This is a genomic window from Vibrio sp. Vb0937 (assembly GCF_033338855.1).
This window is the reverse complement of the sequence record NZ_JAWOTK010000400.1, coordinates 1-1,092: the sequence shown is the minus strand read 5'-3', so window position 1 is coordinate 1,092 and position 1,092 is coordinate 1. Positions and strand designations below refer to the sequence as shown.

The 1,092-nt window shown below is 47.0% G+C and carries 1 pseudogene; it reads left to right on the top strand.

From position 1 onward, the window contains the following. Positions 1-1,092: pseudogene (locus R7P67_RS26040) on the top strand (hypothetical protein); the annotation flags it as partial.

Genomic DNA, 1,092 nt, shown 5'->3' with positions numbered 1-1,092 from the left:
ACCGAAGAAAAAGATAACCAAGACTACGAAGCTTACGGCACAGACTTAACGTTACGAGCATCAGAAGGCACCTATTTGAAAGCCGAGTTCGGCCACAGTAAAGGTCGTCAAACCGATTCTAACTATGTCTCTTTCGATGGCGGTTTAACCTTTACTCCTATTGGCGGCAGTGCGGATGATCGTGAAGGTGACTCTTATCAAGTGAAAGGGGTGATGAACCTTTACGATATCGCCCCGAGCGTGTTTTCTGCTGTGGGTAACGATGTTAAAGCTTGGTACAAATCTAAAGATGCAGGTTACAGCTACGCAAGCCAAGATGACGATTTAGAACAAGAATCTTATGGTACGGAAATCCGTCTTCAAGCAACGGATCGTGTTGCGGTGAAAACTCGATTTACCTCGATGGAAGAGCGTGAGTCCGACGGCACACTAAGAACGGATTCTCAACAGGCAGAACTGGAAACTCAGGTCAAAGTGACCAAACACATCAAGATTTCCGCAGCAGGTAAACAAGTCGAAGAGCTAAACAACGAAGACGAAAAAGGCAAAGGCACCTTAGCGGGCCTGCGTGCCGATTACATTTGGGATAGCGACAACAATGTTTACATCAAAGGGCAAAAAACCGTTGGAAAAACCGATGAGTACGATGAGAACGACAGCGTCACTATTGGTGGTGAAACGCGTATTTTAGAAGACTTCGTCGTTGGCGCAGAATACACCACGGGCGATCGTGGCGATGCGGCTGAAGCCAGCGTGACTTATGACGTAACGGAAGACTACAGCACTTACTTAACCTATGTCGATGACAGCTACGAAGGCAAAAACAACGTGATTGTCGGCCAACGTGCAGATCTGACTTCAACGGTCGATTTCTACCAAGAAAACCAATTTGTGGATGAGAACAACGGCAAAGGTCGCATCGATTCATTCGGCTTTGGCTACGACATGAACGACGACATCGACATGGGTATCGGCTATCAGAAAGGCGAAATCGAGGATGATCAAAACATCACCACCGAGCGCCAAGCGGTGAGTGTAAGCACCTCGATTGATGTCGATGATGTGTTGTTCAAGAACAAAGTGGAATATCGT